The 26,080-nt window shown below is 62.3% G+C and carries 26 protein-coding genes; 14 read left to right on the forward strand and 12 right to left on the reverse strand.

Annotated elements, in window-relative coordinates:
- The first annotated feature begins 38 nt into the window (after nt 1-38).
- The 5 genes from HALAL_RS0104195 (at nt 39) to HALAL_RS0104215 (ending at nt 4,764) form a co-directional block, all read left to right on the forward strand.
- Complete coding sequence (locus tag HALAL_RS0104195) at nt 39-641, forward strand: TlpA family protein disulfide reductase (protein WP_029767357.1); 603 nt, start codon at nt 39-41, stop codon at nt 639-641.
- The gene (locus HALAL_RS0104200; protein ID WP_025272799.1) at nt 638-1,399 is read left to right on the forward strand and encodes a cytochrome c biogenesis CcdA family protein; all 762 of its coding nucleotides are present in this window, start codon (nt 638-640) and stop codon (nt 1,397-1,399) included. The genes HALAL_RS0104195 and HALAL_RS0104200 overlap by 4 nt, the downstream gene beginning before the upstream one ends.
- A gap of 16 nt (nt 1,400-1,415) precedes the next feature.
- Nucleotides 1,416-3,002, forward strand: a complete 1,587-nt coding sequence (resB, locus tag HALAL_RS0104205; protein ID WP_025272800.1) for a cytochrome c biogenesis protein ResB — start codon at nt 1,416-1,418, stop codon at nt 3,000-3,002.
- Nucleotides 2,999-3,970: a c-type cytochrome biogenesis protein CcsB gene (gene ccsB / locus HALAL_RS0104210; protein WP_025272801.1), complete on the forward strand. Its 972-nt coding sequence runs from the start codon at nt 2,999-3,001 to the stop codon at nt 3,968-3,970. The genes resB and ccsB overlap by 4 nt, the downstream gene beginning before the upstream one ends.
- 161 nt (nt 3,971-4,131) lie before the next feature.
- Nucleotides 4,132-4,764, forward strand: a complete 633-nt coding sequence (locus HALAL_RS0104215) for a histidine phosphatase family protein (RefSeq protein WP_025272802.1) — start codon at nt 4,132-4,134, stop codon at nt 4,762-4,764.
- A gap of 390 nt (nt 4,765-5,154) precedes the next feature.
- Here HALAL_RS0104215 and HALAL_RS0104225 read toward each other — a convergent pair whose 3' ends face one another.
- The gene (locus HALAL_RS0104225) at nt 5,155-5,988 is read right to left on the reverse strand and encodes a hypothetical protein (RefSeq protein ID WP_035534353.1); all 834 of its coding nucleotides are present in this window, start codon (nt 5,986-5,988) and stop codon (nt 5,155-5,157) included.
- A 119-nt stretch (nt 5,989-6,107) separates the two neighbouring features.
- Between HALAL_RS0104225 and HALAL_RS17335 the strand changes: the two genes are divergently transcribed.
- The gene (locus HALAL_RS17335) at nt 6,108-6,779 is read left to right on the forward strand and encodes a winged helix-turn-helix domain-containing protein (RefSeq protein ID WP_084471855.1); all 672 of its coding nucleotides are present in this window, start codon (nt 6,108-6,110) and stop codon (nt 6,777-6,779) included.
- Nucleotides 6,780-6,849: 70 nt separating this feature from the next.
- On the forward strand, nt 6,850-8,151 hold the full coding sequence (locus tag HALAL_RS0104235) for an MFS transporter (protein ID WP_025272806.1): 1,302 nt from the start codon (nt 6,850-6,852) through the stop codon (nt 8,149-8,151).
- 101 nt (nt 8,152-8,252) lie between these two features.
- Here the strand turns inward: HALAL_RS0104235 and ptsP are convergent, their stop codons facing one another.
- The 5 genes from ptsP to HALAL_RS0104260 form a co-directional block, all read right to left on the reverse strand.
- Nucleotides 8,253-9,935, reverse strand: coding sequence for a phosphoenolpyruvate--protein phosphotransferase (gene ptsP, locus HALAL_RS0104240; protein ID WP_051462724.1), 1,683 nt, complete (start codon nt 9,933-9,935; stop codon nt 8,253-8,255).
- On the reverse strand, nt 9,928-10,179 hold the full coding sequence (locus tag HALAL_RS0104245) for an HPr family phosphocarrier protein (protein ID WP_025272808.1): 252 nt from the start codon (nt 10,177-10,179) through the stop codon (nt 9,928-9,930). Before HALAL_RS0104245 ends, ptsP begins: the two co-directional genes overlap by 8 nt.
- A 29-nt stretch (nt 10,180-10,208) precedes the next feature.
- The gene (locus HALAL_RS0104250; RefSeq protein ID WP_025272809.1) at nt 10,209-10,655 is read right to left on the reverse strand and encodes a PTS sugar transporter subunit IIA; all 447 of its coding nucleotides are present in this window, start codon (nt 10,653-10,655) and stop codon (nt 10,209-10,211) included.
- Between the two features lie 11 nt (nt 10,656-10,666).
- On the reverse strand, nt 10,667-10,897 hold the full coding sequence (locus HALAL_RS0104255; RefSeq protein ID WP_025272810.1) for a PTS sugar transporter subunit IIB: 231 nt from the start codon (nt 10,895-10,897) through the stop codon (nt 10,667-10,669).
- Between the two features lie 270 nt (nt 10,898-11,167).
- The gene (locus HALAL_RS0104260; protein ID WP_029767360.1) at nt 11,168-12,535 is read right to left on the reverse strand and encodes a PTS transporter subunit EIIC; all 1,368 of its coding nucleotides are present in this window, start codon (nt 12,533-12,535) and stop codon (nt 11,168-11,170) included.
- Nucleotides 12,536-12,894: 359 nt separating this feature from the next.
- Between HALAL_RS0104260 and HALAL_RS0104265 the strand changes: the two genes are divergently transcribed.
- Nucleotides 12,895-15,135, forward strand: a complete 2,241-nt coding sequence (locus HALAL_RS0104265; protein ID WP_025272812.1) for a DEAD/DEAH box helicase — start codon at nt 12,895-12,897, stop codon at nt 15,133-15,135.
- Nucleotides 15,136-15,148: 13 nt separating this feature from the next.
- Here HALAL_RS0104265 and HALAL_RS0104270 read toward each other — a convergent pair whose 3' ends face one another.
- Complete coding sequence (locus HALAL_RS0104270) at nt 15,149-15,742, reverse strand: heme-binding beta-barrel domain-containing protein (RefSeq protein ID WP_025272813.1); 594 nt, start codon at nt 15,740-15,742, stop codon at nt 15,149-15,151.
- A gap of 270 nt (nt 15,743-16,012) precedes the next feature.
- Between HALAL_RS0104270 and HALAL_RS0104275 the strand changes: the two genes are divergently transcribed.
- Nucleotides 16,013-16,804 carry an HAD-IIA family hydrolase gene (locus HALAL_RS0104275; RefSeq protein WP_025272814.1) on the forward strand — a complete coding sequence of 264 codons (792 nt, stop codon included), beginning with the start codon at nt 16,013-16,015 and terminating at the stop codon, nt 16,802-16,804.
- 9 nt (nt 16,805-16,813) lie between these two features.
- Nucleotides 16,814-17,059: a DUF3263 domain-containing protein gene (locus HALAL_RS0104280; protein WP_025272815.1), complete on the forward strand. Its 246-nt coding sequence runs from the start codon at nt 16,814-16,816 to the stop codon at nt 17,057-17,059.
- Here the strand turns inward: HALAL_RS0104280 and HALAL_RS0104285 are convergent.
- The 3 genes from HALAL_RS0104285 to mdh all read right to left on the reverse strand — a co-directional run bounded on the left by HALAL_RS0104285 (nt 17,056) and on the right by mdh (nt 20,222).
- Nucleotides 17,056-18,294: an APC family permease gene (locus HALAL_RS0104285; protein ID WP_025272816.1), complete on the reverse strand. Its 1,239-nt coding sequence runs from the start codon at nt 18,292-18,294 to the stop codon at nt 17,056-17,058. The two genes, HALAL_RS0104280 and HALAL_RS0104285, sit on opposite strands and share 4 nt — an antisense overlap.
- Nucleotides 18,295-18,298: 4 nt before the next feature.
- On the reverse strand, nt 18,299-19,087 hold the full coding sequence (locus HALAL_RS0104290) for a phosphatase PAP2 family protein (protein WP_156937593.1): 789 nt from the start codon (nt 19,085-19,087) through the stop codon (nt 18,299-18,301).
- A gap of 184 nt (nt 19,088-19,271) precedes the next feature.
- A complete protein-coding gene (gene mdh / locus HALAL_RS0104295) occupies nt 19,272-20,222 on the reverse strand; it encodes a malate dehydrogenase (protein WP_025272818.1) in 951 nt (316 codons plus the stop codon).
- A 278-nt stretch (nt 20,223-20,500) separates the two neighbouring features.
- Between mdh and HALAL_RS0104300 the strand changes: the two genes are divergently transcribed.
- Nucleotides 20,501-21,433: a sulfite exporter TauE/SafE family protein gene (locus tag HALAL_RS0104300; RefSeq protein WP_025272819.1), complete on the forward strand. Its 933-nt coding sequence runs from the start codon at nt 20,501-20,503 to the stop codon at nt 21,431-21,433.
- 24 nt (nt 21,434-21,457) lie between these two features.
- A complete protein-coding gene (locus HALAL_RS0104305; RefSeq protein ID WP_211240422.1) occupies nt 21,458-22,306 on the forward strand; it encodes a P1 family peptidase in 849 nt (282 codons plus the stop codon).
- Here HALAL_RS0104305 and HALAL_RS16500 read toward each other — a convergent pair.
- A complete protein-coding gene (locus tag HALAL_RS16500) occupies nt 22,303-23,226 on the reverse strand; it encodes a polysaccharide deacetylase family protein (protein ID WP_051462726.1) in 924 nt (307 codons plus the stop codon). The genes HALAL_RS0104305 and HALAL_RS16500 overlap by 4 nt on opposite strands.
- Before the next feature lie 230 nt (nt 23,227-23,456).
- Complete coding sequence (locus HALAL_RS0104315; protein WP_025272822.1) at nt 23,457-23,873, reverse strand: hypothetical protein; 417 nt, start codon at nt 23,871-23,873, stop codon at nt 23,457-23,459.
- Nucleotides 23,874-24,179: 306 nt separating this feature from the next.
- Here HALAL_RS0104315 and HALAL_RS0104320 point away from each other — a divergent pair, with 306 nt between their 5' ends.
- Complete coding sequence (locus tag HALAL_RS0104320) at nt 24,180-25,400, forward strand: glycosyltransferase (RefSeq protein ID WP_025272823.1); 1,221 nt, start codon at nt 24,180-24,182, stop codon at nt 25,398-25,400.
- 85 nt (nt 25,401-25,485) lie between these two features.
- Nucleotides 25,486-26,025, forward strand: coding sequence for an alternative ribosome rescue aminoacyl-tRNA hydrolase ArfB (gene arfB, locus HALAL_RS0104325; protein WP_245598033.1), 540 nt, complete (start codon nt 25,486-25,488; stop codon nt 26,023-26,025).
- The last annotated feature ends 55 nt before the right edge of the window (nt 26,026-26,080 follow it).

Raw genomic sequence — 26,080 nt, forward strand, 5'->3', positions numbered from 1 at the left:
CGACCGTCGCCCGACGGTCGCCACCCGAAGGACAACACATGAGGTTGAACCGCCGAAGCCTGCTGACCGGCTCAACGCTCCTCACCGCAGGAGCCCTGATCCCCCTGTCGGCCTGCAGCACGGATTCCGAGACCACCAACCGCGTCAACGAACTCAACCGCAAACGCTTCACCACCGCAGACGGAGACAACCTGCGCTGGAAACCCGAAGACCGCCCCGAAGCACCCGAATTCAAAGGCGACACCCTCGACGGCGACAACCTCAGCTCCCACGACTACCCCGACACACTCCTGGTCGTGAACTTCTGGGGCTCCTGGTGCACCCCCTGCCGCGAAGAAGCCCCCGCACTCGCCGCCAGCTCGGAAAAATGGCGCGACGAAGGCGTCCAATTCATCGGCATCAACATCCGCGACACCCCCGACAAGGCCCGCGCCTTCGAAGACCGCTTCGGCATCACCTACCCCTCCATCGACAACCCCTCCGGATCCATCGCCAACCAATTCATCGACATCGGCGTCAACCCCAACACCATCCCCACCACGCTGCTCATCGACACCTCCGGCCGCGTCGCCAGCATCTGGCGACAACCACTCGACGCCGACACGCTCGACGACGACATTGAAAAGGTCCTCGCCACATGACCACGATCGACCTCGCCTCGGGCTTCGCCGACGTGGCCGGAAACGGGCCGCTCCTCGCGGCGGTCGCCGTGGCCGCGCTCGCCGGACTCGTAGCGTTCCTGTCCCCCTGCACCTTGCCTCTCATGCCGGGTTACGTCGCGTACATAACCGGGTTGTCCGGATCGGATTTGTCCGCGGGACGCAAACGTGGCCGGGTGCTGCTGGGCTCTACGCTGTTCGTGCTGGGATTCAGTGCCGTCTACACCGCGACGAACTTCGCGCTGCAAAGCGTTGGGCGGGCGTTCCTCGACAACTCCACGCTCATCGAGCGGGTCGGCGGACTCGTCATGATCGCCATGGGGCTGCTGTTCATCGGGCTCATCCCGTTGGGACGCGGCTTCCAGATGAGGTGGCGTCCGGCCATGGGGCTCGCGGGTGCGCCGCTGTTCGGGGCGGTCTTCGCGCTCTCCTGGCTGCCCTGCGTCTCACCGGTATTGGTGGCCATCGTGTCGTTCAGCTACACGCAGGAGGGAACCGGACGCGGCGCGGCCCTCATGCTGGCGTATTGCCTGGGCATCGGAATTCCGTTCATCATCGTCGCCGTCGGCCTGCACCGCTTGGCGGGGGCCATGGACTTCTTCAAACGACACGGCAAGGTCATCTCCGCCATCGGCGGGGTCATGTTGATCGCCGTGGGGCTGCTGTTGACGACCGGAGAGTGGACGGGATTCATCAACTGGATGCGCGGCACCTTCGGAACCGGCGTAGGACTGATTTAGGCAGGCGGACCGACCCATGAGCAGATTCGTATCCACGCTGAAGAGCTTCGGCCGCCGCTGGTGGCATCAGCTCACCAGCATGCGCACGGCCCTGATCCTACTGTTGGCACTGGCACTGTCGGCCATTCCCGGCTCGGTGTTTCCGCAACGTGCCATCGCGCCCGAGGACGTCAACGCCTATTACGCGGAAAACCCCGACCTGGCTCCCTGGCTGGATCGCATCTGGTTTTTCGACGTGTACTCGTCACCGTGGTTTTCGGCCATCTACCTGTTGCTGATGGTGAGCCTGATCGGCTGCATCATCCCGCGCCTGCGGATACTGTGGGGGCAACTGCGGCAGAAGGTCCCGAACGCCCCGCGACTCATGTCGATCCTGCCGTTCCATCGCTCCGCCGACCAGGGTCCCAGCGCGGAGGACGTCCGCAAGCGTCTGTCCAAACAGCGCTGGCGCACCCAGGTGTACTCCGATGATGAGAGCACCACGATCGCGGCCGAAAAAGGCTACCTGCGCGAAATCGGGAACCTCGCGTTCCACATCTCCATCATCGGCATCCTCGTGGGAATGGCCATGTCAAGCTTCTTCTCCTGGTACGGCTACCGCATCCTCTCGGAAGGGCCACAGCAGGCGTTCTGCAACAACCTACAGCAGTACGACGAATACGGCCTCGGGCCGTATGTGAACGAAGATCAGCTACCCGACTTCTGCCTCCAACTGGACGAGTTCGAAGCCACGTTCAACGCCAACCAACCCACCGATTACCAGGCCGATCTGAGCTACAGCCACGAAGGCGAGGACGACGAATACAACCTACGGGTCAACCACCCGTTGAACCTGGACGGAACGAACGTCTTCCTCATCGGCCACGGCTACACGCCGGTGGTCACCTACACCGACCGGTACGGAAACTCCACGACGACGCGAGCGCCCTTCCTCGCCACCGACGACGCCCTCAACTCCGAGGGAGCCTTCAAGTTCCCCGACGCCAATGTCGACCCCGATACGCAGGAGCAAGACACGCTCAGTCAGACGGGCTTCGAGTCCATACTCGTTCCCACCTACGACCCGAGCACCGAGCGGCTCATCGGTGACGATCCCGAGTTGAACAATCCGGTTCTCGCTTTGACCGCCTATCAGGGCGATCTGGGGATGGACGACGGTTCGCCGCAGTCGGTCTATTCGCTGGACGCCGACATGATCGACGCGGGACTTCTGGAGCAGGACGGCGACGAGGTCACCGTCATCGGCATGGGTGACGAGCTGGAACTGTCGGACGGGTCAAGCCTGAGGTTCGACGACTTGGAAGAGTACGCCGTTCTCCAAGTGCGCTACAACCCCTCGCAGTTCGTTCTGCTGATTACGGCGGTCGTCCTCATGTCCTCGTTGATTCCGATGCTGGCGGTGCGCCGTCGCCGCTTCTGGGTGCGGCTACACGACGACGGAAGTGTGGAGTACGCCGGATTGACCAAGACGGAGTTCGACGGCTTCGACGAGGAGTGCGAGCGGTTGATCGAACTGGTCAACGGTCGGATCGACCCTGATGACGACGAAACGCCTCACGACACTAAGACCGATAGCACCGACCCGCAGGGAGAATCATCATGACAGGTGCCGAAATCGCCAATGCCCTCTTTGTAGGGTCCATTCTGTCCTTTGCGACGGCCATGCTGGCCGCCGCGGTGGACTTCGCGTTCAGTTCCACGCAGACGAAGGAGCCTGAGAAAGAGGCCGTGGCTTCGGGCGGCGGCGGTGCGGTCATTTCGTCGGCGCCGCCGGATTCGCACCAGGCTCCGGTGAACGCGGCGACCGCGCGGACGATCGGGCGTTTCGGCATCGGTTTGACCGTGTTGGGAACGCTGGCGCTGATCGCGTCGATCGTAGTGCGGATTTCAGCGGCGGGGCGTTTTCCCTGGGGCAACATGTTCGAATACACCGTCGGCGTCGCCGCCGTGGCGATGACCGTTTGGCTGGGTTTGATGCAGCAGGGGCAGGTGCCCCGGCGGATGAACGTGTTCGCCACCTTCACCGTCACCATGCTGCTGGGGGCGTCGGTGCGCTATTACGTGGAGGCGGGCCCGCTGGTTCCGGCCCTGGAATCGCCCTGGATCGTCATCCACGTGTCGGCGGCGATCATCGCCTCCGGGATTGTGACCGTCGGCTTCATCTACGCCGTGCTGCATTTGATGAAGCGCCGCTACGACGCGGTGGTCAGTGACGGGAAGACGCCGAACTTCCCGATCAACTTGGCGAGTAGGTTCCCCAGTGCGGCACGCCTGGAGAAGATGACCTTTCGGATGCACGTGTTCGCCTTCCCGCTGTTGACCTTCGGGATTTTCGCCGGGGCAGTCTGGGCACACTACGCCTGGGGACGTTTCTGGGCATGGGACCCCAAGGAGGTCTGGGCGTTCATTTCCTGGGTCGTCTACGCCGCTTACCTGCATTCACGCGTGTCGGGTCGGAGTCTGCGGGCGTGGGCGCCGTGGATCGCGATTCTCGGCTACGCCGTCACCCTGTTCAATCTGACAGCGGTGAACCTGGTTTTCCCCGGGCTGCACTCCTATTCGGGACTCTAAACCCGTTTCAAGGGCGAATCGGGGCGTGGGAGAGTCATCTGACCTCCGGCTGACCTTACGCTAGACGTTCACGTACCGACGCGGAATCTGTTGATCTGCTGATCCGGGCGGTGCGATACTGTGGAGTAGCCCACGCCCCAAGAGAACAGGTGGCTTTATATATGATCATCCTCGTACGTCATGCCGCGCCGTTGGTGGACGGTGAACGCCCGCCGTCCGAGTGGAGTTTGGGACGGGAGGGGCGTACTGAGACCGAGAGGATGTGCGCGCGCCTCGTGCGAGAGATCGGCACCCGTCCGAATGTGGTGTCCAGCCCTGAGCCCAAGGCACGGCAGACCGTCGCGCCGATCGGGGTAAGCGAGGTCGACGCCTGCTTCGCCGAGGCCACCATTGCCGCCTCCGATCTGCCGTTGTATCGACGGCAGAAGCGCCGGGAGTACGTCGAGGGCACCGAACACGACGGCTGGGAATCGCATCACGACGTAGTAGCGCGATTCGAGCGCGGTTTCCAGCGCCATAAGCACTTGGCGGACGAGCGACCACTGGTCATCGCCTCACACGGCATGGCCATGACCCTGTGGCTGCGGGAACGCTACGGGATCGACAAGCCCGGCGACTTCTGGCAGGAGCTGCGATTCCCGGACGCCTTCCGGCTTGATGAAGACGACTTCAGCCGCCTGTTCCAGGACGCATTAAATGTCGCTCAGGTACCGATTGCACCCGAACTCTCTCGCACAACCCATAAATGGCGACACGATCGAATCGCAATGCCGCAGGCGCTGAGCAAGGCGTAACTCTGCCTAATTTCCGCTTCGATCGGCTCGAATAGTAGATTCATCGGTCTGGTCCGCATCGAGTACCGCGATGTCCAATTCAGCGAGACCTCTGGCCTCGGTTCGATAGTCAGCGTCCATGCACCTGAACTGGCCTCGAGCGGTATGCTCCCACAACAAGCGTTTCAGCGTCTCGGATAGGCTCGTTCCACCACAATCGTCACGCGCAATACAAGCAATTTCATCGCGGACAGGTTGTGGCACAATAATATTCGTCTCGCCTGTCTTCTTCGTCGTCTTCAACCCGTCTTCCTGGAGGCAGCTACCTACCTCGCAAACCTACGCAGTTCATAGTACTTTCAAGAACACTGCCTACGGGAATGCCAGTAAAAACCACAATCGCGTCCAAGTTTAATATTGGGGCCATCGTCCCGAGTCGGATCGTGCGGGTGTGGGGTCATACAGCTGGCAGATCGCTTCGTGGTGTTCCATTGGCACATTCGTTTTATCCGGCCCCCAACGGTTCTTCTGCACCCGCACGTTCACTCGGGTGCCGCCGGTCGGTTCAACCTCGAATACCACGTCCGAGTCACGCAGCAGGAAGTCGTACGCCAACAATCCTTCCGCGCTGTCATCGCTCCCGTCCAGATTCAGCGGAACGGTCACCATGACCGTCGAGCGCAGGTGCGCGGCCGTTTGTTTCAAGGTTCGTGAGGTCAAGGCGATCTGGTCGGCACGAGTGGGACCGCCGTCCTCGTCGTCGTAGCCCGACCAACCGTATTGCTCTCCAGTAGGCGCGAAATCGAAGTTCTGAATCGAGTCGACGACCACCAGATCGCTGTCGGCCAGACTCGATTCCATGTAGTACTCGAAGTCTTCCAGACGACTGGCGTGTGCGATGTTGAGTTCGCGACCTTCCATACGTAGCCGCGCGCGGGTGTAGTCACGTAGCCGTTTTTCGTCTGGGGGGCTGAGCTTCGCACGACCTTCCGAGTCGAGGCGGAGCCCGAGGCTACATCGAGTAAGGCGATCGTCGAAACGCCCTCGGTTGCCTTTGGGTAGAAAATAGGAGCCGTAGAGTTCCTGCCGAAAGACGGCGTCGCTGAAGATGTTGGTCGCCAACAGCGAGGCCAAGTACGGCTGTGTCGACGCGATGGTAATGAGATTCTGCTCCGCGAAATACTGCACCGTATTGTCCAGCCCTGGATATCCGGTGGAAAACCCCGCTCGCATACCCTTTTCCATCACTCACACCTGTATCCACTCAAATCTCCATGTCGTCAGGACCAAGCGTAACCGTCCGCGCCGACACCGCCGCAGCCCATCGTTGTACCGCAGCTCGTCCTCTGTGGCACTCTTAAAGCATGCCTGAAAAGAAGTCTTCAGAATCTGCCGCAGCGGACGAGCACTTTACCATTTCGGACCCGAAACGTATGAAAGTGCTGTCGCACCCAGCACGCATAGCGGTGTTCGACCTCCTCAACGGCTCGGAGATTCGCGACGGTGACGGCATGACCGCCACGGAAATATCGCGGCACGTCGGCCTCTCCCCCAGCGCTACGAGCTATCATCTGCGGGCCATGTACAAGGCCGGCTTCGTCGAACCGGCCCCGGATCGCGGCGACAAGCGCGAGCGGGTCTGGCAGATGACCATGAAGAAGGTCAGCTTTCAGGCAGAGGAGGGTGCCCCCAGGAGTACCTACGTCGCTGAGTCGGAGATAGCTCGTTCGTTCATGGAAGCGGATTCCAATGCGTTTCTGCGAGCCATGGAGAATCGCTCCCACAGCCGTGACCAGGAAGCGATAGCCAAATCCATGAACTACGGCCGCCTGAACGTCATGTTGTCCGAGGAGGAGAACACCGAACTCATTGAACGCCTGATGGATCTACAGCAGGAATTTTCGGAACGAGCCGCCGGTCGCAGCAGGGAACGGAACGCTGACCACGATTACCGGCTGGTTCACCTACGCTTCCAGGTCTTTCCTGAGATCGGAGATCAAGACGACCGTGGGGACTCACCTCAACCGCAGAAGTAGTTATCGTTTTGTTATCAAAATTCGTGAAATACTTCTTTCATACTCAGATATGAAGTGATAACTTCGAAGTATGAGCTTCGAAAATAATTCTGAAGACTTTGCGCTTCGCGAAGTACTCTTCCTCGCCCTCACCGCTTGCGTGGGAGGCGCTGCTCTATTCACAGTGGACTTCATACTGGTACTTCAGCTGCAAAGTTCAGGATTCGGCGGTGCCGCAGTCGCTCTCCTCATCACCTGTGGCACCGTTCCGGTCGTCGCTCTCACTCCGATCGCCGGACGGATCGCCGACCGCTTCGACAGTCGCTGGATCATGTCGCTCAGCGGCCTCGCCCAGTCCGTATTCATCCTGGCCATGACCCAAACCAACGGCTATGTCGCACATTTGGTGCTGCTTTCCCTGTGCGCCTGCGGAACCGCCGTCATGGCTCCCACCGTGTCCGCCCTGGTCCCCCGCATGGCCTCCGGTAGAAAACTCCCCATCGCGATTTCCTTCGTGCAGACCGGCAATCTCCTGGGTATGGTGATCGGCCCCGCTGCCGCCGGCTTCCTCGTCGCCGCCTACGACACCGACGTCGCGCTCACCATCGTCGCGGCGGCCGCGCTGGGGCGTGCGCTCTTCAGCCTCACCATCCGCACGCGGCGGGGCGGTGCCGCCAACCTCGTCACGGATGACGCTGCAACCGAGAGTCGCACCTGGACTCTCCGGTCCGACCGCCTCATCCTGACGACCGTCATCGGCCTCGGCGGGTGCCTGATGGTGTTGAGCGCCGCGAACGTCCTCGAAGTCTTCCTGGTCCGCGAGGTCTATGGCGCCGGTGAGGCTACCTACGGAATCATCAACTCGAGTTGGACGTTCGGCATGACCATCGGTGCACTGATCGTCGGGTGGACCATCAGCCGCTTCACTCGGGACATGACCTTGTCTTGGAGTGTCATGTTCAGCGTGGGAGCCATGTGCGCGATCATCCTCGTCATCGCCCAGCCTCTGCCCAGCGTCAACCTCATCATCCCGCTGTACTTCCTCGGAGGGATCATGAACGCCGGGATCAATGCGGGCGTGCAGACGATCGTGGCACGGCGGGTACCGGAAGCCCATCGTGGACGTGCCGGAGCTCGCATCAACGGCACGGTACAGGGAGCGTCGCTGGTCGGATTCGGTTTTGGCGCTCTGCTCTCCACGATGTTCAGCGTGGAAACGGCACTCATGATCGCGGCCGGTGGGGGTCTGGCCGTCGCGATCGGATGCGTCCCCTGCATCAACCGCACCGCTCGGACTTCACCCGAACCCGCCGTGGACGGTGAAACCGACACCGTTCCGGCAGAAAAGGAAACCACCGAGACCGAAAAGGAGCCGCCGCTGGCGAAAGCATAGCTGAAGTATTCTTCGTGTTTGATACGGGTGTGGGGCCACCGTCACCGTGGCCCCACACCCGTTATTGCCAGGTATAACACTGCCTGCGACAGTCTTTCGTTTTACAATCCCAGTTCGCGCAACTCCGGCAGGTGCGCGAGCGCCGCTTCCTTGGCGTCTTCAGCGGTGGCCCCGCCGAGTGCCACGTCGGCCGCGTTTCGGCATTGTTCCAGCGTATGCCCGGCCAAGGCGGCTTTGACCATGGGAATGGCCGGGGCCGACATGGACAGGCTGGTGACGCCGAGTCCCACCAGTACACAGGCGAGAACCGGGTCGGCGGCCGCTTCACCGCAGACTCCGCATACCTTGTCCTCCACCGACGCACCTTGCGCTGCTTGGGCGATGAGGTGCAGAACCCCGGGCTGCCAGGGACTCTGGTAGCGGGCCAACGCGCCGATCTGTCGGTCGGCGGCGTAGGCGTACTGGGTCAGGTCATTGGTACCGATGCTGAAGAAGTCGGCCGCCTTCGCCAGGTGCGCCGAGGTGATCGCCGCCGACGGTACTTCGATCATGATTCCGGCGGTGTTCAGACCGGCGGTGGTGGCTTTGTCATGGAAGTATTTGGTGTCGTTCAGGTCCGCCACCATTGGAGCCATGACCCACAGGTCGGCGTGAGAGTCGGACTGCACCTGCGCCAGGGCGCGCAACTGTTCGTCGAGGACATCGTCGTGGTTGAACGCCAGTCGCAGTCCGCGTACGCCTAGGGCCGGGTTGGGTTCGTCGTCGTTGTTGACGAACGGCAACGGCTTGTCGGCACCCGCGTCCAGGGTCCGCACGACGACTTTCTGGTTCGGGAAAGCGTCGGCTACCTCTTGATAGGCACGGACCTGTTCGTCGAAGCCGGGCTTGTCATTGCGGTCGAGGAAGAGGAATTCGGTGCGGTACAGACCGACCCCTTCGGCTCCATTGTCTTGGGCGTCCGCCACATCGGCGGGGCCGCCGATATTGGCGAGCACGGAAATGCGCTCGCCGTCCTTGGTGGCTCCCGGCCCGGTGGCGGCTTTGGCCGCTGCGGCGCGTTTGGCGGCCACGGCCTTGGCGCGCTCGATTTGTTCCTCGGCGGGCGATAGAGTGACCTCTCCGCTCGATCCGTCGACCAGCACGGTCGTACCGGTTTCCACGTCGGTCGCGCCTTCCATGGCGACGACGGCGGGGATACCCATGGTGCGGGCCAGGATCGCGGTGTGTGATGTCGGTCCGCCTTGGACGGTGACGATCGCGGTGACGATGTCGGCGTCGATTCCGGCGGTGTCGGCGGGCGCCAGATCCTCGGCCACGAGGACGAACGGTTCGTCGGATTCGGGGATGCCGGGGACGGGTTGACCGGTGAGCACGGCGATCACTCGATCGCGAATGTCGTCGAGGTCGGCCACGCGTCCGGCCATATAGCCACCGGCGGCGGCGAGCATGTCGCGGAAGGTTCCGAAGGACTCGTAGATGGCCCGTTCAGCGGACAGTCCTTCTCCCATTTTGGCCGCTGCCGCGTCGACCAGTCCCGGGTCGGAAGCCATCATGATCTGCGCTTCGAGGACCTCGGCGGCCTCGTCGCGTCCGAGTGAGCTCGCCTTGTCCGCCCGCGCCTGAAGATCTTCTGAAACGGCCTTGGTCGCGGCGGCGACGCGCGCTTTTTCGGCGGACGCGTCGCCGTTCAGTTGACCGTTCGGATCCGGTTCGGTTATGGGAGCGGCCATTTTACGAACGGGGCCGACACCGACCCCGGCTGAAACCCCTACGCCTTTAGGCACCGGTGGTCACCAGCACTTCCAGTTTGTCGAGGACGCCATTGTCTTCGGTTTCCAAGGTAATTTGGTCGCCTTTGCGGACGTCGAGTCCCATGAGCGACAGCATCGATTTGGCGTTGACGGGGTCCCCGTCGCCTTTGGCGATCGTGACATCGACGTCACTTTCACTCGCCGTCTGCACAAACTGAGCGGCGGGGCGTGCGTGTAGCCCCGTCTCGAGGGTGACCTCTAGGGTTTTCTGTGCCATTGTGTTCGTCCCTTTTATGATCTATATGCTTACTGCCACGTGAAAAGGCGATCTCCCGCGGAGACTTCCCCGGTGGCGTGATCGGTTATCGCATCGGGTTGTCCGTCGAGCGCGACGACGGGGCAAACGGTGTCCTTGCCTCCGGCCTTGATCTCAGCGGGATTCCACTCCACGATCGCTTGGCCGGCGGTGACGGTGTCGCCTTCAGCGGCCAGGAGTGTGAATCCTTCGCCTTTGAGTTCGACGGTGTCGATTCCCAGATGCACGAGGACTCCACGCCCGTCGTCACCGGTGATGACGTAGGCGTGCGGATGGAGTTTGGTAACCGTGCCGCCGATGGCGGCGACTGCGGTGGTGGGCTCGGCGACCGGTGTGACCGCCAGCCCCGGGCCGACGAATCCCTGCGCGAAGACCGGGTCGGAGACCTGGTCGAGCGGGGTGATGTCGCCGGCCACTGGAGCCAGTACTTCAGCCATGCTGTATGTCCTTATCGCAGATCTTCGATGTCGGAGGCGATGTTGTCGGCTTCCGGCCCGACGACCACTTGAATGACGTTTCCGGAGGACATGACCCCGAACGCACCGGCCTTCTTCAGCGCGGCTTCGTCGACGGCCCCTTCGTCCTCGACCTCGGTACGCAGACGAGTGGCGCACGGTTCGATCTCGAGAATGTTGTCGAGTCCACCCAGACCGGCAACGATGGCTTCGGCTTTGTCCATGGTTGTTCCCTTTCCGTAGGGGATTCTCATCCCGTTAAACAGCGTAAGTCGCCTGAGAGGTTCGCGAGGCGCCTTTGGGACGTCCGCGACGGCTCACCGTCCCTGAAACGGTTCGCGCCCGCTTTGCCCTGGGGAGGTGAGTTCCCGGCACTGCTGCAACAGTGCCACGACCGGCGCCTGTTCCGCCCGTTTCTGTTCTGAAACAGACAGTGACGATGTCGCAGGCGAGGGCGATCCGACTGAGTGCGGTCGCCCTCACCTGCGCGAGTGCTAGTGGTTCTTATCGTTCTTCGGTTTGTCCTCGGACTCGGACGTCGTGGAGCCGGAAGAGGACTCCTTATCGGCCTTGGCCTCGGCCTTTTCGTCGCCGTCGTCGGCCGTGCCGTTGCCGTCCAGGGCCTCACGTCCCGGCGTCGGCAGGTTGAGCTTCTTGATCAGGAAGGTGAAGATCAAGAAGTATACGGCGAACATGATCAGACCGATGAGCACCACACCCAGCGGATTTTCCGTATTGGACTTCGTAAAGTTCAATACGTAGTCGATTGCGCCCGCTGAGAATCCGAAGCCTATCTTGACCCCCAATATGTCGGCCAAGAACAGCGACACACCGGTCAGCACGGCGTGAACACCGAGCAGCAGCGGAGCGATGAAGATGAAGGCGAACTCGATCGGCTCGGTGATACCGGTGACGAACGAGGTCACACCCGTGGCGATGGCGAAGGAGGCGACGGTCTTCTTGTTCTCCGGACGAGCGGTCACGTAGAAGGCGAGCACAACGGCCGGCATCGCGAACATCATGATCGGGAAGAATCCGGCCATGAACGTACCGGTTCCTTCCACACCTTGGAAGTAACAGTTCAGATCCCCGGTGTAGGTCTGGCCGTCCACTTCACAGTTGGGAACGGTGAACCAGACGACGGAATTGAGAATGTGGTGCAGACCGAACGGCAACAGCAGACGGTTGATGACACCGTAGATACCGGCACCGATGGCACCGTAGTCGGTCAGGAAGTTACCGAAGTCGTCGATGGGGCCGGAAACGGCGGGCCATACAAAGCCGGCCAGAACCGCCAACAGCAGTGCCGACACGGCGGTAACGATGGGCACGAAACGACGTCCACCGAAGAACGACAGCCAGGTCGGCAACTTGATGCGGTGGAAACGTTGCCAAAGAAGCGCGGCGACGATACCGATGACGACACCGCCGAGAACCCCGGTCGGGTTCTGCATGCCGAGGTTGAGCAGCGGCTCTCCTTCGGCGTCCTGAACCATGACATCGTCGGAAATGCTGGAGTCAGCGAACATGCTCATGCTGACGTTATGGAAAACGAGGTAGCCGACGAGACCGGCCACCGCCGCCGAGCCGTCGCCTTTTTTGGCGAATCCAAAGGCGATACCGACGGCGAAAAGAATGGGGAGGTTGTCGAAGAGCGAGCCACCGGCCGCTCCGACCACCTTCGCCACGGGGTTCATCCAGTCGAGATATTGACCGAGACCATCGGGGCCGAGCAGGTCATCTTGTCCCAAACGTAGTAGCAGAGCCGCCGCGGGCAGAGTCGCGATCGGCAACATGAGGCTTCGCCCGAGCCGCTGTAGAACAGCGAGGGCACTTCCTCCGGATTTAGTGGACGACGCCACGGTCTCCTCCTTGAGTATTCCGTTCACTTCCAGCATGGGCGTGCTGGCACGTATGCGACAGCTTTTGTATCACCCGGCATTTGCCCCCGACAAGCCATTGAACGAGCCGCATGACGACTATCCGTAATCGAGTGTGTCGATTATGTACCATCAAAACGGAAATTTCGGGCAATTTCGTGATTTATACTCGTTCTCCACAGTAGAAATATTACGGAAATCTAGTGGTAAACATCACTCGTAAACTAAACTTAATGATCAAACGCCATGATAGAACCCCTGATGAGCGCTCAAGTTTTCTGTGCAAAAAATTGCACCACCAATTATCGGTAACTCTCATACCCACACGGCATCATTGGAGAATGCGGACTCCCGACCTAGCCGCCGATATTTGCGGAGAGAACCTCACCCACCTGCACCAACTCCCCAGCCGCCTTCCCCAAGCCGTCACGTGGCCCGACTGGGCCACGCCCGAACTACGCGACGCGTTCTCCCGCAGTGGAATCGATCAACCCTGGGCTCATCAAGTCGACGCCGCCACCAGTGCCTACGACGGCCACGACACCATCGTCTCCACAGGAACGGCCTCCGGAAAAAGCCTTGCCTACCTCCTACCCACCTTGGAGGCCATCTCGAGCTCCGAACACGCCAAGACTCTCTACCTCTCGCCCACCAAAGCGCTCGCCGTCGACCAGGCACGCGCCGTCACCGACATCGAATTCAGCGGCGTCGTTCCCGCAGTCGTGGACGGAGACACCCCCTACGACGAGCGCCGCTGGGCCGCTGCCTACGCCAACATGGTGTTCACCAACCCCGACCTCCTCCACCACTCCCTACTGCCCCGCCACCGGCGCTGGCGCGCCTTCCTTTCCGGGCTGCGCTACCTCGTCATCGACGAAACCCACCTGTACAGGGGCATCTTCGGTTCGCACATGTCCTGGGTGGTCCGCCGTCTCCTACGCCTCGCCCGGCACTACCATGCCGATCCCACCGTCATCGCCGCCTCCGCCACCTGCGCCAACCCGGCCGACCTCCTGGAAACCCTCACCGGGCGTCCCGCTCACGCCGTCACCGGTGACTCCTCCGGTCGACCGGACACCACCGTCGCCCTCACCACCTGCAGTTCCATTGAAATGGGCGGAGAGACCATCAGCGTCTCCACCCTCAGCGAAACCGCCCGGCTGCTTGCCGACCTCACTTCTCGCAACTACCGCACCCTCGCGTTCGTCCCGTCTCGACGCGGAGCCGAAATCGTCGCCTCCGAGACCAAAGACCGGCTCGGGGCCGACCCGGTCGGCGACCGTATCGCCGCCTACCGCGCCGGATACCTCCGGCAACACCGTCGTGAACTGGAAGATCGACTTCGCGACGGCTCACTCATGGGGCTGGCCACCACCAACGCGCTCGAACTGGGAATCGACATCACCGGACTGGACGCGGTCATACTCTGCGGATACCCGGGCCGTCTGGCGTCATTCTGGCAGCAGGTCGGGCGTGCGGGTCGAACGTCCAAAGACGCGCTGGCCGTATTCATCGCCAAGGACGATCCGCTGGACACCTACCTCATTCACCACCCCGAACGACTCCTGGAACATCCAGTTGAGGCAGGGGTGTGCGACCCGGCGAATCCGTATGTCCTGGCCGGTCATCTGTGTCTGGCCGCCGGGGAAAAACCGCTCCTGGAATCGGAGCTGGAAGGACTACCGGGAGCGATGGACGTCGTCTCCGAACTGTGCTCGCAGAAACTCCTCCGCCGCCGCGCCGGAGGTCGTTATTACTGGGTGGGAGACGAACGACCCGAGGTCAATCTGCGTGGTTCGGGTCCCGGCGAAGTGGACATAGCCGAGATCGACAGCGGGGAACTCATCGGCACGGTGGATCTCTCGGCCTCCCACCGCCTCGTGCACACCGGTGCGGTATACGTCCATCAAGGACAGACTTTTCTGGTCGATGAGCTCGATCTCGACGGTCGAGCGGCCCTCGTGCACCGCGCCAACCCGCCATGGACCACCTCGACGCAGGACATCTCCCACCTGGAGATCATCGATACCGAAAGCGTGGAGCAATTCGGCGACATCTCCATGTATTACGGCTCGGTGGAAGTCACCAATGCGGTGGTGTCCTACCAGCGCCGACGCTCTCCCAGCGGGGAGGTCATTGATACCCGTCCACTCGATCTACCCGCCCAAACGCTACAGACCAAGGCGGTGTGGTGGACGTTCCAGGAATCAGTCGTCAGCGATATCGCGGACCTGGCCGGTGCCCTGCACGCCGCCGAACACGCTGCGATCGGTCTATTGCCACTGATCGCCACCTGCGACCGGTGGGACATCGGCGGACTGTCGACCGACCTGCATCCCGATACCGAGACTCCGACCATCTTCATCTACGACGGTCATCCAGGAGGAGCGGGTATTGCCGCAGCCGGATACCGGGACATGGCCACCTGGTTGTCGGCCACTCGGGAAGCCATTGCCGACTGCGGATGCGAGCGCGGCTGCCCCTCCTGCATCCATTCCCCCAAGTGCGGCAACGGCAACGACCCTCTGTCCAAAACCGGAAGCATGACCGTTCTCGATCGCCTCCTGAAACGGGCGACCTGAGGAGCGGCGTGGTTCAGCCTTCGACGCGCTCCAGGCGGGCCGAGAGGTGCGGCGTCATGGGGTGGCCTTCGGCGGCCATCTCTATGGCGTACATCAGGGCACCTTCCACGATCCCGTACAGCCGCTTTTCCGCCGTCACTTCCTTGGCGTGGGGGCTGCGCATGACGGCGTCGGTACCGACTTCGATCTGCGTGCCCTTGGCCTGGCCGTAGAAGAGCTCTTGGATTCCGGTGGGGTGGGCGATCATGGCTTCGACTTCGGGCTGGTTGCCCTTGCCGGTTTCGATCTTCCAGTACCCGGATTCCTGCGCGGCGGGGCGAATGGCCTTGCCGTCCGCGTCGACGATCCACGACCGTGCCCGGTAGTACAGGAAGGGGCGACCGTCGTGGGAGAATTCCACTTCCTGGGCGTAGAAGAAGTCCTCCACGTCCGGGTAGCCGCCTTGTCCTCGGCCGCGCCATTTGCCGACCAAGGGCAGCAGGGGAAGCAGGTCACCGTGTAGGTCCGGGCCTTTGCGAAGGTTATTCGTCTCCTCATAGGGGTACGGCTCGACCGACTGGTAGGTGGTGGCGAACTCTTCGGGCACGTCGCTTTCTTGGCCAGTCACTTATTTCTCCCTAGCTTAATGGTCCAGTATCCCAGTAGGCCCGCCATCGCGCCGGAAGCGACGACAAGCGAGGCAGCCAATACGATATACACAACCGCCAGGATACGTGTCCCTGCCCCGGCGCGAGGGAGACGACGCCTACCTCGCCCATGCCGATCAAACGACGATACGATGACACCGACGTAACCGATCCATCGCCAACGTCACCGCCACATGAAGTTTTCCGCTCCCAAGTGGCCGATAGACCGCCTGGATGGCAGACTTAACCCCATGACAAACACACCGCCACCCGGACCGTTTGACTCCTGGCTGTCGGATATGGACGGCGTCCTCGTCCACGAGGGAGCCCCCGTTCCAGGAGCCAACAAATTCATCGAACGCCTACAGGAAGCCGAGAAACGCTTCCTCGTGCTCACCAACAACTCCATCTACACTCCACGCGACCTCCACGTGCGTCTGAAGAACTCCGGGCTGCACGTACCCCTCGAATCCATCTACACATCCGCGCTGGCCATGGCCGACTTCCTCAAAAGCCAACGCCCCGGCGGCTCGGCCTACGTCATCGGCGAAGCCGGGCTCACCACCGCCCTGCACGACATCGACTACATCCTCACCGATTACCGCCCCGACTACGTCGTCCTCGGCGAAACTCGCCGCTACGACTTCGCCTCCATCACCACCGCCGTACGGCTGATCAAGGACGGCGCTCGCTTCGTCTGCACCAACCCCGACGCCACCGGCCCCTCGCAGGACGGACTGTTGCCCGCGACCGGTGCCGTGGCGGCGATGATCAGCAAGGCCACCGGCAAGGAGCCCTATTACGTCGGTAAGCCGAATCCGGTCATGATGCGCCACGCCCTGCGTAAACTGCAGGCGCATTCGGAGTCGACGGTCATGATCGGCGACCGTATGGACACCGACGTGCTCTCCGGACTCGAAGCCGGACTGCATACCGTGCTGGTTCTGTCGGGGGTTACCAACACCATGGACGAGGTGGAGCAGTATCCGTTCCGCCCCAATCACGTCACCGATTCGGTGGCCGACCTCATCGACTGGATTTAGGAGCCGACCATGACGGCGTCACTCACCGATCGACAGCGCGACATCCTCGACTTCGAGGCCCGGTGGTGGCAGGAAAGCGGTAATAAGATCCAGGCGATCGTCGATGACCTGGGTATGAAACCGGAGGCCTATTTTCAGGCGCTGGCGCAACTGGTGGACTCTCCCGCCGCCGAGAAACACCGTCCCGAGGTCGTCAGGGCCTTGCGGGCGGCACGTGATCGGCGGCGCCGCGAAGTGGTCGGCGAGGAGCACTAAGCGGCGTCGGCTCGGTTTCTCCCGGCTCGACGTGCCAGGACAAAGTACACAAGCATTCCGAGCGCAATGACCGTCGCACCGGAGAGCGCGGATTCGGGCGGAAGTGCGATCGCCATGAGCAGACACCCCACGAGCCCTAGCCAGGGTACGACTTTCCGCCCGTTGAGGGTGGTGGCGGAGGCGTTGGCGACGGCGTAGTAGATGAGGACGCAGAAACTCGAGAATCCGATGGCCGTGACGATGTCAAAGACGCTGACGATGACGATGGCGGCGGTCGCGGCGGCGACTTCGGCGACCCAAGGGACACTGAACCGCTCCGAGACGGCCGTGAATCGCCGCGGCAGCCAGCCGTCCCGGGCCATGGCCAATGCCGTCCGTCCCATCCCCGCGAGCAGAGACAGCAGCACTCCAGTGGCCGCCACGGCCGCACCGATGGCCACGATCGGGATCAAGGCCGGGTTTACGGCAGCGGCCACGTCGGCCAAGGCCGTGGTGCTTTCCGACAGGGTGGCCGAACCGAGCACGTGAAGTGCGGTGGCAGCGACCAAGAGGTACACGGCCACGGTCAAGACAAGCGCGAGCGGAATAGCACGGGGGATCGTCCATTGCGGACGTCGCACTTCCTCTCCCAGGGTGGCCAGGCGGGCGTATCCGGCGAAAGCGAAGAACAGCAGCCCGGCGGCGGTGAAGGTGCCGTGGACACTGGCCTCGTCCAGAGTTTCGCGCCAGCTTCCCGCCGACCAGCCGGTGGTAATGATGATGGCAAGTATTCCGAGCGTGACCAGGAGAAAAATCGCGGTCGCGATGGTGGTTTTCCGAATACCCAGGAGGTTGACGGCCAGAAGAACAATGATCGCGGCTACGGCGAGCGGCTTGGCGTAGTCGGGGGCGAGGTAGCTGCCGAGGGTGAGTGCCATGGCGGCGGCGGAGGCGCTTTTCCCGGTGAGAAACGACCATCCGGCGAGAAATCCCGCCGCCGGATTCAGCCGTTTATTGCCGTACAGATAGGCTCCCCCGGACTGCGGGTACCTGGCGGCCAGTCGTGCCGAGGAATCGGCATTACAGTAGGCGACGCCGGTAGCGATGGCGAGCGCGATGAGAAGGGTGATCGCCGACCCGGCGGCCGCGACGGCCGGTCCCCAAACGGTGAACACTCCCGCGCCCAGCATGGACGCCATGCCGATGGCGACGGCTCCGGGCAGGCCGAGCTCACGTTTGAGTTGGGTCCGGCTCATCGGGCTATTGATACTTCCGTTCGGGTTCCAGTATGGCGGGCAAGGGAATCGTCGTCCAGGGCACGCGGTACACGATTCGGATGATGATCCCGCCGAAGAGAAGTCCGGCCGGGATATCCCAGAACCAATGATAGTGGAGCCCGATCATGGAGATATAGGCCAGAATCGGGGGTGTGAGTAGGATGGCCTTCCGCATCCAGGGGCGCAACAGGTATCCCGTGCAGAGAACGATGATTCCGCACCACACGATCGTGTTGACCGCGTGCCCGGAGGGGAAGGAATCGGCGGTTTCCAGCCCGGAAAAGAGTGTGGCGTGGAAGGCGTCAACGTAGTCGCCGACTGAGGAGCAGTCGCTGTAACCGGTCTGCTCGCTCGGCATCCGACAGCGGGGCGCGGGGCGATCGGTGATCCACTTGTACGGTGCGAGCAGCCCCATCATGAAGTAGGCGGCCACCCAGGCGAGCAGGGGCCGGACGGTGGTGTAGCGGTAGGACATGAGTCCGGCGAGGACGAGGGCGGTCCCGCCGAGGACTCCCCCTTGCCCGCTCCACACGAGGGTGAGAAACACCCACCTGAGCCATTCCGGGCGGTGTTCCATCACAAAGTCGCGTAGGTCGACGTCGAAATGCACCAGGGCGCTCGGCGATACGAGCAGGTAGGTAATGACGGCAAGCATCACCAGCATGGCGATGTCGGGCACCCAGGAGGTTGGTTTTCCTGGTATATAGGGCCGCCATGGCTGCGAGGATTGGCCCGCCAACCAACGGATCGGGCGTTCGAGGACAGCGATCACAGCTTAAGCCTAGCGAGTCGCGGGAGTGTTGGTGATTCGAGACTGCTTTGAGACTTCTTCGTAACGTTTTCAGCAGGGTCGTTAAGTGAACAATAATCTAATTTGGTATCTTGCTCAAATTAATTTGAGGGCGCGAGCCGCCGTTCACAGCACGCGCCCCCGACAATCCAGTTCGTGGACCGCGCTACATGTCGGCGACGTCGGCCTGCTTGGCACGGACGGCCTCGGCGGCGGTCTTCAAGTTCGCGGACTCGTCATCGGTCAGCGGGGTCTCCACGACCTCCTTGACACCTTCGGCGCCGATCCGGGCGTTCACACCCAGGTAGACGTCGCTGATGCCGTACTGGCCGTCGACCCAGGCGCAGACGGGCATGGTGTCACCGGAGTCTTCGGCGACGGCCTTGGCCATGCGGGCGGCGGCAGCGGACGGGGCGTAGTAGGCCGAACCGGTCTTGAGCAGAGCGACGACCTCAGCACCGCCATTGCGGGTGCGGTCGACGAGTTCGTCGATCTTGTCCTGCGAGAGGACGTCGGACAGTGGCTTGCCGTCCACCGACGACTGGCTCGGCACGGGGACCATGGTGTCGCCGTGCGACCCGAGCGTGAGAGTCTTGACCGACTTGACCGGCACGTCGAGCTCGCCGGCCACGAAGTTGGTGAAGCGAGCGGTGTCGAGCATGCCCGCCTGACCGAGGACGCGGTTCTTGGGGAACCCGGAGGCGATGGACGTCAGCGCGGTCATTTCGTCGAGCGGGTTCGAGACGACGATGATGACGGCGTCGGGGGAGTGAGCCACCAGGTTCTCGGTGACCGAACGAACGATCTTGGCGTTGACTTCCAGGAGGTCCATGCGGCTCATACCGGGCTTACGGGGGAGTCCGGCGGTGATGATGATGATGTCGGAACCAGCGGTGGGCTCGTAGCCGTTCCCGTCGTTGTCGGTGGTAGTACCGACCACGGTGGTCTCAAATCCCTCGACGGGGCGAGACTGGTTCATGTCGAGCGCCAGGCCCTCCGGCTTTCCCTCCACGATGTCGGTCAGCACGACGGTGTCGAAGACGTCGTACTCGGCGAGACGCTGAGCAGTGGTGGAGCCGTAGAATCCTGCGCCTACGACGGTAACTTTCTTACCCATGTTCAATTGCTCCCATTCTGGTGCTTCTCTGCAAGTCAACGGGCGGACTCATGCCCCGCTATCAACGCTATGACGTCGGTCATGACTCGGCTCAGGTGGGTGGCACTCGGATGGCGAACATCTCGCACGTGCGCATTCCAACGGGACGGTGCAACACGGCGCCCACAGCTTCAGCACAGTCACATCAGAGGCTTGGATCCCCCTGCTTCTTTTCCATACTAAATTGGTAGAGTTTTAATATTCAGTACTCGTTATCCTATCTCGCCAAAGGATTTACCATGATCACTATCTTCACCGCCGCCGTCGGAGGGATCTTGGCGCAAGCGGTTAATGGCTCCCTTGGCATGGGATACGGGACTATCGCCACCACAATCCTGCTCAGCGCCGGTATCACCCCCGTCGTCGCCAGCGCGACGGTCAACGTCGCCACCGCCGGAGTCGGTTACGCCAGCGGACTGTCGCACTGGAAGATGGGAAACGTCCACTGGAAGCTCACCGGGCTGCTCGCCGTTCCAGGCATGCTCGGAGGCTTCTTCGGTGCCACGGCCCTGACCTCCCTGTCGATCAACGCCGCCACACCCGTCACCGCGATCATCCTGGCCGGACTGGGCATCATCATCATCCTGAAGTTCGCCCGCCGCACCGATCGCGACGTCATCGTCGCCCCCACCCGTCTCGGCTTCGCCATGCCGACCGGTCTCATGGGCGGATTCTTGAACGCCCTGGGCGGCGGCGGATGGGGCCCCGTCGCGACTCCCGCCATGTTGGCGACCTCGGGCCTGCCGCCCGCCAAAGTCGTGGGATCGGTATCGGTGGCGGAAGCACTGACCGCAACGGCGATCGTGGTGGGCTTCTGGTACTCCCTGGCGGACACCATGACGGTCATGTGGCCCGTCGTCATCGGCCTGGTCGCCGGCGGAGTCGTCATATCCCCCCTGGCCGCCTGGGCGACACGTCGCATCCCCACCCGACGCCTCGGCCTCGTCATCGGGTTCCTGGTCGTCGTGCTCAACCTGCACAAGTTCTTCCAACACATCGACATCGCCACCGCCGCTGTCGTCGTCATCTACCTGTGCATCAGCGCGGCAGGGGTGTACCTCCTGATCGCCGGACGCCTTAAATCGCGTTCCAGCACGAAGGTGCCCGCTCCCCGCGAGACCGAACCCGCTCACACGGAACAACCGGTGGAGCAAGTGTCCAAGGACCAATAGGCTCACGTGGCCTACGATTGACCGGTGACGATTCAACAGCATGTGGGCTTTCGGCTCGGACACGGCGAACGGGACCATTCCGGCTGCACGGTCGCGCTATTCGACCGGGCAACCGTAGCCAGCGGCGAGATTCGCGGCGGCTCGCCCGCCACACGCGAGTTCGATCTCCTCGAGCCACAACGAGCCAACCAAGGCATCGACGCGGTGGTATTGAGCGGCGGATCGGTGTTCGGCCTCGCCTCCGTCGACGGCGTCGTACGTCATCTCGCCGAGCAGGGCCGAGGAGTACGTTTCGGCAACCAGACCATTCCCATCGTCCCCGCCATGGGAATCTTCGACCTCAACCAGTCCCGACCCACCCCACCGACCGCAGAGACCGGTATTGCCGCCTGTGAGAGCGCCACAGCGGACATCGGACCGTTCGGCCCCGTGGGAGCCGGCCTCGGTGCCACCGTCGGTCAATGGCGCGGAATCAGCCGACCGTCCGGAATCGGCTGGTCGTACACGCGGTTTCGCGATGTCATCGTAGAGGCCGTCGTCGTGGTCAACGCCTTCGGAGAGCCCGGACAACACTCGGCAATCCAAGCGAAAGACCGCTTCCACTGGCCAGAAGAATCATTCCTCCCCGCCGAAGGCGGCAACACCACCATCGGAGTGGTATCCACCAATGCCATGCTCAATAAGCTGGAATGCCACCTGATCGCGCAAGGTGCCCACGACGGACTGGCGCGGGCGATCACTCCCCCGCACACCCGCGCCGACGGCGACGGATTCATCGCCGCGGCCACGGGCACCGCGAAAACCCGCCTCGACCCCGACGTCGTCCGGACCATGGCCATGACCAGCGTGGAAACAGCCATACAGGAAGCCTAAAGAGCGGTATAGCCGTAGCCTCGATCGGCGAACTCAGAGACGATCGCCTCCAACGCCGGGAACATGCTTTCCTGATTACCCGCACCGTCATGAAGCAGAATGATCGCGCCCGGCGAGGACTTCTCCAACACATGGTCCTCGATATACGAACGGGACGTCCCGCTGTTCCAGTCCCCTGGATCGACCGTCCAGTGAATCGACTCCATACCCAACTCGTCAGCCACCGAAATGACCCGCTCAGTCCACTGCCCGCCAGGCTGGCGATAGTAGGGAATCTCCACGTTCGGCCCCGCCGCCTCGCGAATCGCGGCATTGGTACGCAACATGTTCTCTTCGATATCCTCACGATCCTGCGAACCGAGATCGTGCTCGTGATACCAAGCGTGATTGCACAAGGTATGCCCCTCAGCGGCTATCCGCTTCACCAAATACGGATAATCCTGGGCATACTGCCCGATCAGACAGAACGTAGCGTTAATGTCGTTCTCCGCGAGGAAATCGAGAACCGTCGGGGTCCACTCCGGGCTGGGGCCGTCGTCAAAGGTAAACGCCACCTCATCGGCACCAACGAGGTCGCGCGTTCCCAACGGGCCACCGTACAAATCCTCGTCGGCCACCGGTTTGCCCTCAGGCTCGCTCGGAGACGACGGTTCCGGTTCGACCTCTTCCGGATCAGAAGAATCGTGAGAGCTTGGGGACGAATCGGGACTCGGCGATTCAGAGGGAGTCGTTTCGTCATCGCTCGGTCCGACAGAATTGGCAGGAGCCGATGCCGCAAGGATCGGCTCATCCGTACTGACGACGTCATCGGCGGTCTCAACCGCTTCACCCTGCCAATACCAGGTCCCCAGACCAAGAATGGCAAAAACGGCCAAGATGCTTATCAGCCAACGATGTCGCCCAATAAATGAGGACACCATTTTCACAGTCTACGGTCAAAAACCTTCGGAAGGAACCGAGTTATATTCTTAAATTCAATTTCGATCGGGCCACATCGCCGCCAATCCAATACTCAACATAGTGAATGCCCTGCACAGTCAGACCACGAGTGCAGCCGGGAACCATGGGAATCCAGCTGAACAACGAACGAACACATACCGTTCAATAGTGACCAATCCGGGGCAAAACGACGATTGCCGACAAGTGGCCCTCAACCACGCCGAATGGCCGTAGCCTGAACGACCGCACAGACACCGACCACCACGAACAGCTCGAACCATCCCGAAAACAGCGCATTCGCAAGGGAAACCACAGCCACCATGAAAACTGCAAGAACTACTGCTATACCGGCGGAAAGCGCCTGCACGGCTTGGAACGCCGTCCGAGACACGGAACGTCCGGTCAGCAACGCCGCCTGGTAAGCAAGCGACACGGTCCAGATTGCCGTCGCAGCAAAATACAGCCCCAATGAACCGAGATTGTCATACGGCCAGAGAACAATAGGTATGAACAGGCGGATGACAAACCCGAGGTTGACGGCCGTCGCTATCGCGCAGACCAGGGTCCATCGCACCTGTTGCTTGTCGATACGACTCTTGTCCACGGGTTGCTCAGCACTCTCCGCCATAGGCCGATTCTATGCCGGTCGTCCGATTCAGCATTGGACGGCAAGAGGAAAGCGCGATTTTCGGTGCTGCCGGAAAGAACCCCCACTTCACGCTTCCCATGGATGAGCCGATTGGCGGGCCACTCACAGCATGTGCCCCAGACGTATGAATGCGTCGGTAGAGCCGAAATGGGCTCTCCCTCCTTGGGGTCTCCAGTATATCGAGGTATTCGAGCCTGTCCGCTCCCGCTGGGGGCCCGATATGACCTGGTACTTCGTGCATACTCGGCGCATATCAACGGAAACCGCGGAAGGGAGCGGCACGGAATGCGTGTGGTTTTGTCGGCCTACGGGTCAAGGGGAGACATCGAGCCCATGGTCGGGCTCGGAGTGGAATTGAAGGCGCTCGGGGTGGAGGTCGTGGTGTGCGCACCGCCGGACTTCGAGGAGCGGCTGGCAAGGGACGGCCTGGAATCGGTCCCGGTCATCCAGTCGGTGCGTGAACTGGTGTCCTCCAGGCCGCAGAAACCGGGCCAGTCCTACATTCAACAGGTCGCGACCGGACTAATTGCAGACCAGTACAACGCGATCATGGAGGCGGCGGATGGTGGCTGCGACGCGGTGTTGGGAACCGGCCTGTTCCCGGCGTCGGCGGCGGCGAGGGCCGCTGCGGAGAAGTTGGGCGCTTACTACACCCTGGTCGGGTTCTACTCGAAGGTGATTCCGTCGCCGCACCACGCTCCGATGGCATATCCGGGACATCCGCTGCCGGAGGGGGTCACGGACAACCGCGCCCTGTGGGAGCACAATCGTGAGGCCATGAACAGCCTGTTCGGAGGCGTGGTCAACGACTTCCGGACGTCCATCGGGATGGCGGAGGTCGACGACGTCCGCGGCCACGTCTTCACCGACCGACCCTGGATCGCTTCGGACCCGGTGCTGGACCCGTGGAAGAACGCGGCGGGGTACGAGGCGTTTCAGACCGGGGCGTGGATCCCGTCGGACGAGCGAGCGCTGCCGGACGAGCTGGAGGCCTTCCTGAACGACGGTGAACCACCGGTGTACGTCGGATTCGGCAGCATGGCAATGCGGGAGGCGGAAGACGTCGCTCAAGTAGCCATCGAGTCGGTGCGAACACAGGGACGCCGCATCCTGCTGTCCAGCGGTTGGGCCGGCCTGGACCTGAACGAGGCGCGGGACGACTGCTTCGGTGTGGGAGAGGTGAACCAGCAGGCCTTGTTCGGCAGAGTCGCCGCCGTGGTCCACCACGGCGGAGCGGGCACCACGACGACCTGCGCCAGAGCGGGAGCACCCCAGGTGATCGTACCGCAGATCGCGGATCAGCCCTACTGGGCGGAACGAGTGGCGGACCTGGGGATCGGCGCGGCGCACGACGGTCCGGTACCGACGGTCGAGTCCTTGTCGGCGGGGCTGGAGAAAGCGCTCGCACCGGGGGTGGCGCAACAAGCGGAGTCCGTGGTGGAAAAGGTCCGCACGGACGGAGCGTCGGTGGCCGCAAAACGCTTGGTGGACCTGACCGACCGGTAGGCGGATACCGGCACCGGATTCGGTGGCGGAGCGCGTCGACGGACGGGGCATCAATTTGAGGGCCGTCCGTAGCAGCAAGGAGTTCGTGGACGAGAGGAACCAGGGATTCGGGAGGGCGGAAACCCCGACGCGTCGAGGAGACGCCTCGGGTAGTCTGGCCCGGTCCCCACCACCCACGACCAGAGGAAACCGGCGCGCCACCATGTCACCGATCTATCTCACCGAGGGCATCGTCATCCCTGACGCGGACCTCTACTGGCGCTTCTCACGTTCAAGCGGGCCGGGCGGCCAGGGCGTCAACACCACCGATTCGCGCGTCGAATTGTCCTTCAACCTGGCCGGGACCACGGCTCTCCCGCCACACCTGCGCCAACGGGCAATAGAGAATCTGCGGAAGCGGATGGCCGGAGGAGCGGTGACGGTCGCCGTCTCCGAACACCGGTCCCAGCTCCGCAATCGTCGGACCGCCCTGGAGCGGATGGAGGCGCTGCTGCAGAAGGCCATCGCCCCGCCCCCGCCGAAACGCAAACCGACGAAGCCGACGAGGGGATCGGTGCGGCGGCGTCTCAAGGAAAAGAAGCGCCGGAGCGACATCAAGAAGCTGCGGCGCAACACCGAGGATTAAATGAGCCGCAAGCACTGAAAGTGCGACGCGGTGGTAGAGCTACCTGCACTTTCAA

Origin of the sequence: Haloglycomyces albus DSM 45210 (assembly GCF_000527155.1) — a bacterium.
GTDB classification, from domain to species: Bacteria; Actinomycetota; Actinomycetes; order Mycobacteriales; family Micromonosporaceae; genus Haloglycomyces; species Haloglycomyces albus.